The 8,475-nt window shown below is 51.1% G+C and carries 7 protein-coding genes and 1 pseudogene; 2 read left to right on the top strand and 6 right to left on the bottom strand.

The features are described 5' to 3' along the window. Both ACLTD4_RS31710 and ACLTD4_RS31705 read right to left on the bottom strand, forming a co-directional pair. The coding region (locus tag ACLTD4_RS31710; protein ID WP_412331876.1) for a methylated-DNA--[protein]-cysteine S-methyltransferase at positions 1-336 on the bottom strand (336 nt) is incomplete at its 3' end. 27 nt (positions 337-363) lie between these two features. After that, entirely contained in the window at positions 364-1,359 is a 996-nt protein-coding gene (locus tag ACLTD4_RS31705; RefSeq protein ID WP_117623180.1) for a Gfo/Idh/MocA family protein, read from the bottom strand. Between the two features lie 195 nt (positions 1,360-1,554). Here ACLTD4_RS31705 and ACLTD4_RS31700 point away from each other — a divergent pair, with 195 nt between their 5' ends. Then, on the top strand, positions 1,555-2,298 hold the full coding sequence (locus tag ACLTD4_RS31700; protein ID WP_117623179.1) for a hypothetical protein: 744 nt from the start codon (positions 1,555-1,557) through the stop codon (positions 2,296-2,298). On the opposite strand, the gene ACLTD4_RS31695 is transcribed toward ACLTD4_RS31700, so the two are convergent. From ACLTD4_RS31695 to ACLTD4_RS31680, 4 genes and pseudogenes are all read right to left on the bottom strand, one after another. Beyond that, complete coding sequence (locus tag ACLTD4_RS31695) at positions 2,262-2,621, bottom strand: DUF1801 domain-containing protein (protein ID WP_117623178.1); 360 nt, start codon at positions 2,619-2,621, stop codon at positions 2,262-2,264. The two genes, ACLTD4_RS31700 and ACLTD4_RS31695, sit on opposite strands and share 37 nt — an antisense overlap. A 106-nt stretch (positions 2,622-2,727) precedes the next feature. Further along, positions 2,728-4,353, bottom strand: a complete 1,626-nt coding sequence (locus ACLTD4_RS31690) for a glycoside hydrolase family 13 protein (RefSeq protein WP_117623177.1) — start codon at positions 4,351-4,353, stop codon at positions 2,728-2,730. A 69-nt stretch (positions 4,354-4,422) separates the two neighbouring features. After that, positions 4,423-6,681, bottom strand: a complete 2,259-nt coding sequence (locus tag ACLTD4_RS31685; RefSeq protein WP_117623221.1) for a glycogen/starch/alpha-glucan phosphorylase — start codon at positions 6,679-6,681, stop codon at positions 4,423-4,425. A gap of 20 nt (positions 6,682-6,701) precedes the next feature. Next, a pseudogene (locus ACLTD4_RS31680) lies at positions 6,702-7,715 on the bottom strand (amylo-alpha-1,6-glucosidase); the annotation flags it as partial. Between ACLTD4_RS31680 and ACLTD4_RS31675 the strand changes: the two are divergent. Next, positions 7,606-8,241: a LacI family DNA-binding transcriptional regulator gene (locus tag ACLTD4_RS31675; RefSeq protein ID WP_412331875.1), complete on the top strand. Its 636-nt coding sequence runs from the start codon at positions 7,606-7,608 to the stop codon at positions 8,239-8,241. The pseudogene ACLTD4_RS31680 and the gene ACLTD4_RS31675 overlap by 110 nt on opposite strands. Positions 8,242-8,475: the final 234 nt, after the last annotated feature.

The raw sequence follows: 8,475 nt of genomic DNA, 5'->3' as shown, positions 1-8,475 counted from the left end.
GTTTAACATCACAGCTATTCTTTTTGCGATATCACCGTAGGTGATCACGCTGCCATACGGAATTTCGCAGAGAATCTTCCATACCTTCTGCCGGAATTCGCTGCCCACAGGCGCCAGGGGCAGTTCCGAGGCCAACGGTTTCTCCCCTGAAAAGTATCGGTTCAGCCACTGTTTCGCGGCGCTGAACACCGGCACATCATCATTTTCTGTCATGCTGCCTGCGATCGCACCGCCATAATACTTCTGTCCCTCCAGCCACAGACCAGCCAGCCTCTCTCCGTCGGAGGCTAGGGTTATCACTCCCACAGGTGACGGACAGGTCGTCGAATAATACATAGGTAATCCCCCTTTGCTTTCATATAATCAACACCCGGTAATTTTGCGGAGATCAGCTGGGAAGACGATTCCCGCCTGGCGTCTCGCCTCATCCATCACTCGCAGTTCCATCAGAGAACATTCGTTGTCTTCCCGAACTCCTTCCCCGGTCGCAATCATGCGGAGCCAGTCCTTTACTTCTCCCTCCAGGCTGTGCTCCGGTGGAAGCTCAATAACCGTTTCCGCATTGCCTTTTCTGTCATGGAAAACCACGCTGCAGATATTCGTAATATTGTCGATCACCAGAGTCCCGTCTTCTCCCTGAATCTGACTTGGAAGGCGGTTGTTGGTGATTTTGGAATAGAGAAGTTCCGCCTGCATGCCATCGTAGGAGGCCAGGATGGTACCCGCTCCTTCCACACCGTTGGAGAGAAGCAGGGAATCTGCGATAATCTTCTTCGGCATACCAAACAGCCGTACCAGCGGATGGACGCAGTAGACTCCGATGTCCATCAGAGCGCCGTTGGAAAACTCCGGGTTGAATGCATTTTCAATGATTCCTTCTTTAAACTTATCGTATCGCGAGGAATATTTCGCATACTGGAAGCTGGCTCTCCGGATCGTCCCCACCATCGGAAGCACCTCTCTCAGCCGCAAAAATCCTTCCTCATGGACCGAACGCATGGCTTCCATAAGAACTGCGCGGTTCTCTCCCGCAATCCGGATCAGTTCCTTAAGCTCCGCCTCATTCGAGGTTATGGTCTTCTCGCAGAGCACATGTTTTCCATGGGACAGCATCAGCGCCGCCTGTTCGTAATGAAGGCTGTTAGGGCTGGCGATGTAGACCGCATCTACATCCTCCGCTTCCGCAACCTCCATTAAATCCGTACACCACCGCCCCGCTCCGTGTTTCCCGCAAAACGCCTCCGCCGTCTCCCTGTTTCTGGAATAAACCAGGCTGCAGGTGATCCCGTCACACGCCTGGACCGCCTTCATAAACCAGTCCGCCACAAAATTTGTTCCTATGGTTGCACATCGTATCATATGTCAATTCCTCCTGCCATTTGTATTCATCCATTATAACGAAAGAAAGGGGCAATTGCAATGCGAACGGATTACAATAACCGCACGGCAAAGTCTTTCACGAATCTTTAGCCTATGGTACAATGGATTCACAGGATTATGGCCGGAGAGCTTCGTCCGGCTGTATGAAGTCTGAAAGAAAAAGGGAGGGATATCATGTGGCATAGCTCGGACATTTCTATGGAATCACTGCTGGACACCTGTGAATTCCCCGCTGTCTGTCCAGTCTGCGGGCACAGGGGCGGCCATATCTATCTGAGGGCCGACAGGCCCAGACGGGGCGGCCTGTGGATCTGGTGCAGCGCCTGCCGTTCCTTTGAGCACGCTTCTATAATCCCGCCTTCCTACTGGGCAAATGATGCCTTAATCGAAAGTTTCCAGCTTCACGCCATCCCCGATCTGCTGGAGGAACAGAAAGACGCCATTGACGCCTATATGACACAGAACTACAGAGGGTTGGACAGCGATTTATGCGCCTGCTGCATACGAAATGCGGACTTATCCCATCTGGTATGCACGCAGTGCCACGGAAAAGACACGAAGGCATTTCTGGAAGGCCACAGCCTGGTACTGGAATGCCAAAGCTGCGGCTGCCGGGTCGTCGGAGCCAGCTTCTACAGCCCCTGTGAGCAGGACAGGAAGCCCTACTGCCTTTGGATCAGAGAAGACCGCATACCGGCGGCAGTGCTCGTAAAATTGGGCTCGATGCTGCATATAGGGGTTCTGGAGATGAAAAGACAGATAGAAAACCGTGAAAAGCTGAACAGGAGTCTGTCGCTAAAGGAAATTATGGAAGCCTCCCGTTTTCTGAAAGAGGAGGGAATTCCCCATGATATTTTACCCGCGATCCGATACTCCCGGTATTATGAATGCGGGAAGACGTTAAAATCCTTGACGTAACCCTTCACTATCTGATAGGACCCGTCATCTCCATATTTGATATTGATACACTGCTTTCCGGTTTTACAGGCAGGTACCATTTTGGCTATGTTGGTGACATAGCCTTCCTCTGAAAAATGGATTGAAAAATGATTTTTGGCCGCAGAGACAGCGATATATCCGTCCTTCATTTTTTCTCCCGCCAGCCACATCGGCATTGAAAAGCAAATTTTAGAATCAATCTGCGGATACTGTTCGCGCATGAATCCGATGAAATCGCTGACATACTTTTTTCCATTTTCACTTAAGTTATCTGTGTATTCTGTTACTGAACCGGCGCTCATGGGCAGACCTCCGTTTTAGAATGTATTTTATGATTATGCGGAAGCCCGGCGCCTCCCCTGCAGTTTTCCTCCACAGGTTCAGCCGCCGGGCCAAAGCGTTTCTTTCTTAAAGCAGAATCATCCGGGCCTCATACGGCCTTAAAATCTCCTCATTCTCTCCATCCTGGTAATTGCACAGGAGCCGTTTTTTTCCTTCCCACATCTCCTTTAAAGGGCACTCGATTTCACTGCCGAAGAAATTGCAGAGTACCAGCAGGCGGACGCCTTCCCATTCTCTCACGTATGCAAAAATATTCGGATCGTCCTCCAGAAGCAGGTGGAAGCTTCCATGTACAAAGACAGGATACTCTTTCCTTAAATGGATCAGTCTCTTATAATAATGGAAGACCGATTGAGGATCCGCCAGTTCTCTTTCCGCGTTGATTTCCCCGTAATTCCCATTGATCCGGATCCAGGGAGTTCCATCTGTAAATCCGGCTCCCTCGCCGCAGTTCCACTGCATCGGCGTTCTGGCATTGTCCCGCCCTTTGGCGTGGATGGACCGCATGATCTCCTCCTCGGAATACCCGGCTTCCAGACGTTCCTCATACATATGAAGCGTCTCGATGTCCCGATACTCTCCGATCTCATAGTCCGTGTTCGTCATGCCAAGTTCCTCTCCCTGGTAAATATAGGGCGTTCCCTGCATGCCGTGGAGAACCGTGGCCAGCATCTTAGCCGACTCCACACGGTACTCCTTGTCATTGCCCCACCGCGATACGATCCGCGGCAGATCGTGATTGTCCCAGAAAAGGCTGTTCCAGCCGCTCCCCTGCAGCTCACACTGCCATTTGTTTAAAACCTCCTTGAGTTTTACAAAAGGAAGGGGCGCCAGATCCCATTTCTCCCTGCCCGGTACGGAATCCAGCATGATGTGCTCAAACTGGAACACCATGGAGAACTCGCTTCCATCCGGCGCACTGTAAAGCTTTGCACGCTCCGTATCGGCACCCCAGCACTCGCCTACGGTGACACAATCCCCTTTCTGGAACGTCTCCCGGCTCAATTCCCGGATAAATTCATGAAGGCGCGGTCCATTGCCCGTAATCTTTAAATCCGGTTCCTTGGCAATCTGATCGATGACGTCTAAGCGGAAGCCGCCCACGCCTTTGTCCATCCACCAGCGGATCATCTCGTAGATTTCCCTCCGTACGGCTTCATTTTCCCAGTTTAAATCCGGCTGTTTGACGGAGAACTGGTGAAAATAGTACTGTGACAGTTCCGGCACCCATTCCCATGCCGGGCCTCCGAAGCAGGCTCTCATGTCATTGGGAAGAACGCCCTCCTCACCGTCGCGCCAAACGTAGTAGTCATGGTAGGGATTATCCTTACTCTTCTTCGCTTCTAAAAACCACCGGTGTTCATCCGACGTATGGTTTAAGACCAGGTCCATGATGATCTTAATCCCATGCTCTCCCGCCTCTTTAATCAGGCGTTCCATATCCCGGAGGCTGCCGAACAGCGGATCGATATCCTGATAATCCGAGATATCATACCCGTTGTCGTCCTGAGGTGACTTACACACAGGTGAAAGCCAGACGGCGTCGATCCCCAGTTCCTCCAGGTAATCCAGTTTTTCTATGATTCCGTTCAAGTCTCCGATTCCGTCGCCGTCGCTGTCCTTAAAGCTTCTGGGATAGATCTGATAGATCACCGATGTTTTCCACCATTTTTGCTCTTTTCTGTCTGCCATAGTCTTTCCATTTCCTCCAGCGTATCATTGCTTCCGTTCACACTCACTTTGCAGCGCAAACCATCCGTTTTACAGGTGCCAGATATCCTTATTGTACTCCTCGATGGTTCTGTCTGAAGAGAAGTATCCGGCCTTCGCAATATTAACCAGGGACTTGCGGGCCCAGGAACGCTCATCCTCGTAATCCGCCAGCATCTGCTCTTTCACCGCAATGTACTCTCTCAAATCCAGAAGTGTCATAAACCAGTCTTTGGAAACCAGTTCTTTATAAAGTCTTCCTAAATTAACCGGATCACCGGTTAAGATCATCTTTTTGCTGATGATAAAGTCCACCAGCTCCTCCACGAGGCTGTCGCTCTCATAAATCTTTCTGGAGCAGTAACCGCTGGTTTCATAGAGCTTAATAACCTCATCGGAGGATTTTCCGAAAATATAGATGTTATCGTCGCCCACAAGCTGATGAATCTCCACATTGGCGCCATCCTCGGTTCCCAGAGTCACCGCGCCGTTTAACATAAACTTCATATTGCCGGTTCCGGACGCCTCCTTGGAAGCCAGGGAAATCTGCTCGGAAATGTCGCAGGCCGGAATCAGCTTCGCAGCCTTGCTCACATTGTAATTCTCCACCATCACGACCTTTAAGTACGGGCTCACTTCCGGATCGCTGTCGATCAGCTCCTGCAGACAGAGAATTAAATGGATAATATCCTTGGCAATCGTATAGGCCGGGGCAGCCTTCGCTCCGAAAACCATGGTAATGGGACGCTTCGGCAGATTGCCCTTCTTAATCTCCAGATACTTATAAATGGCGTAAAGCGCATTCATCTGCTGGCGCTTGTATTCGTGGAGACGCTTCACCTGGATATCGTAAATCGAATTTTCGTCAATCTCGACTCCCTGGGTACTCTTCAAATATTTCTTTAAGTCCAGCTTTGCATTCTGCTTGATCTGGCGGAGACGGTCCAGAACTGCCTCGTCATCCTGAAAGTCAAGGAGTTTTTCCAGCTCCTCCGCGTGAATCTTATAGCCGGATCCGATCAGCTCCTCAATATAGGAAGCCAGCTCATGGTTGCAGTGCAGCAGCCATCTGCGGAATGTGATGCCGTTCGTCTTATTATTGAATTTTTCCGGGTAAATATCGTAAAACGGCTTCAGCTCTGATTCCTCGAGAATCTGTGTATGAAGAGCCGCAACGCCGTTGACGCTCTGCCCGTAATGGATATCGATATGAGCCATATGAACGCGTTCCTGCTCGTCGATGATATAGACCTTTTCATTGTGGAAATCGCGTCTCACCCTCTTATCCAGCTCCCGGATAATCGGCATCAGCTGCGGAACCACCTTTTCCAGATAGGAAGCCGGCCATTTTTCCAAAGCCTCTGCAAGGATGGTGTGGTTGGTGTACGCACACGTCTTTCTCACCACATCGATGGCTGTGTCGATGTTAAAGCCTCTTGCCATCAGGAGGCGGACCAGTTCCGGAATCACCATGGTCGGATGGGTATCATTGATCTGAATGACTACATGCTCATGGAGATGGTACAGATCAAATCCTCGCTCTTCCGTCTCTTTTAAAATCAGCTGAGCCGCGTTGCTCACCATGAAATACTGCTGGTAGATGCGCAGAAGCTGTCCCTTCTCGTCGCTGTCGTCCGGATAGAGGAAGAGGGTTAAGCCCCGCCGGATATCTTCTTTATCGAACTCGATTCCGTCATGGATGATGGATTCGTCCACCGAGTCTAAATCGAATAAATGAAGGGAATTCTTTCCGCCTTTGTAGCCTGGCACGTCAATGTCATACATGGTGGAGGTCACGGTAAGATCCTTAAACGGTACTTCAAACCGAACGTCCGTCCTTGTCAGCCAGTCGTCCCCAGTCATCCACGGGTTCTTCTCTTCCCTCTGCTTATGGTCTGCAAAGGTCTGTTTAAAGAGGCCGTCATGGTAATTTAAGCCCACGCCGTCGCCCGGCAGCTCAAGCGTCGCAATCGAGTCGAGGAAGCAGGCCGCCAGCCTTCCGAGGCCGCCATTTCCCAGCGATGGCTCTGTCTCCGCCTCTTCGATATCCGCAATATCGATTCCGTGCTTCTTTAAGACTTCCGCCGTCTCATCAAACAGGCCGAGGTTGATCAAGTTGTTGGAAAGCAGCTTTCCAATTAAAAATTCCGCTGAAATATAATAGAGCTTCCTGCTGCCCGTATTCTTTTTGAGATCCTTCATCCTGCCCTTTACGATGGTAAGAAGCGCATGGTAGATTTCCTCCATACAGGCCTCCTCAAGAGTTTTTCCAAATCTTTCGCCCAGAACTTTATTTAATTCCTGTTCCATCATCATCGATTCTCCTTTACTTATACTTTTTCCAAAGCTTCATATACACGGAGGATTTCTCCCACACTCCACGCCTGAGCAAAACAGCCCTTCGAAGAAACGGGATTTTTCCCGTCATAAATCTCAGGAAGCTGCCCGGCGCATCCTTCCCGCATGGCGCCTTCCAAAACCTCCAGCTGGCGGCATACTTCCGCCTTCGCCTCCCTGCTGTATCCATGTACCTTCAGATATGCGAGGTAATATCCGCCCAGCGGAAACACCCAGACCGTACCCTGATGATACGCCAAATCCCTGTCAAGCTGGCTGCCTCCGTAAAATGGTCTGAACTCCTTCTCATCCTCAGAGAGAGTTCTCAGTCCATAAGGAGTATACAACTTTTCCGCCACAGTTTCCACCACCTGTTTCTCTTTTTCCGGTGAAAGCATGGAAAAAGCCATGGAGACCGCCCAGATCTGGTTACAGCGGATTTGATTGTCAGCGTCCGCTCTGCCGCCGTCTTCCCTCCCGGATATCACATCTTTTAAGCAGTGTTTTTCCTCCAGCCAGAATTTTTCATTAAAAGACTGTTTTACAAGCTCCGCCAGACGGCCGTAGTGAGCGGCAGAGGCGGTCCCGCCCAATCTCTCCATAATCCGCAGCGCGTTATACCAGTAAGCGTTAATCTCCACCGGTTTCCCGTGGCGTGGTGTGGGAAGTATGTCGCCGATCCGCACATCCATCCAGGTTACCTGGTCGAAACCCTTTCCCGCTGCAATCAGCCCGTCTTCATCCATGTGAATACCGAACTCCGTCCCTTCCTCGTACCGCTTCACAATATGCTCCATGACCGGATAGCACTCTCTTACAAAGGATATGTCATTTGTCCTCTCATAATACAGATAAACGCTGTTGATAAAAAGAAGCGCCGCATCCACCGTGTTGTACATGGGCTCGCTGCCGCCTTCGGGGAAGAGATTCGGCATCAGCCCGTTCTTCTCCGCCTTCAAAAATGTCCTTAAAATGCTCTTTACCGTCTCAAACCGCCCCGTCGCCAGCGTCGCCGTGGATAACGACGAGGGGATGGAACTGGCGGTGAACCATTTAAAGAGCCTGGGCCACAAGAAGATCGGATACTTAAGCGGGGCGCTGGGCTCCCACGTCTTTTTAGTACGCCACCGGGCTTTCTTTGCAGCGCTTAAGGCAAACGGCCTTCCAGCCGATCCTCAGCTGTCAGGAAGCTCCTATTACATTTCCGAATGCATTCAGAAGCATCTGCCGCGGCTTCTGGAACGCGGCGTGACCGCCATCATCTGCAGCCACGACCAGCTGGCCAATGCGGCCATGGTCCAGTGCCAGGAGCTGGGAAAGAAGATCCCCGAGGACTTAAGCATCATCGGCTTCGATGATCTGCCGATGAGTCCCTACACGGCGCCCCCCTTAACCACGATCCGCCAGGACCGCCCTCAGCTGGGAAAGTGCGGATACTACGCGCTGGACAGCCTGCTAAACGGCGTTCCGATCGGCACGATCCTGCTGCATCCGCAGTTGATTTTGAGAAGCTCCTGCGGGGCAGGGAAATAAGGCAGGCAGTACGCAGGCCACATGCATTCCATTTGTTCCTCCTGTTTATCGGGGCAGCCGGCTGTTACAATTCACGGCCCCACCGCGAGCCTCTGCCGCCTGGTGCCGTGAATTGTAACAGCCGGATTGTATGGGGCATTATTTCTAATCTTTCTGTTCCATTTTCCCTGTTACTCTGCTATAATCCCATCTTTGACAGTTGATTAAGAAGAAACCGCTGCAACCCCCAGGTTT

This window comes from Hungatella sp., assembly GCF_046966825.1.
Note: the sequence above shows the minus strand (reverse complement) of the source record. Positions and strands in the feature narration are given on the sequence as shown.

Coding starts and splice junctions, on each gene's coding strand:
- ACLTD4_RS31705 (WP_117623180.1), bottom strand. CDS start 1,359: ATGATACGATGTGCAACCATAGGAACAAATTTTGTGGCGGACTGGTTT.
- ACLTD4_RS31700 (WP_117623179.1), top strand. CDS start 1,555: ATGTGGCATAGCTCGGACATTTCTATGGAATCACTGCTGGACACCTGT.
- ACLTD4_RS31695 (WP_117623178.1), bottom strand. CDS start 2,621: ATGAGCGCCGGTTCAGTAACAGAATACACAGATAACTTAAGTGAAAAT.
- ACLTD4_RS31690 (WP_117623177.1), bottom strand. CDS start 4,353: ATGGCAGACAGAAAAGAGCAAAAATGGTGGAAAACATCGGTGATCTAT.
- ACLTD4_RS31685 (WP_117623221.1), bottom strand. CDS start 6,681: ATGGAACAGGAATTAAATAAAGTTCTGGGCGAAAGATTTGGAAAAACT.
- ACLTD4_RS31675 (WP_412331875.1), top strand. CDS start 7,606: ATGGGCTCGCTGCCGCCTTCGGGGAAGAGATTCGGCATCAGCCCGTTC.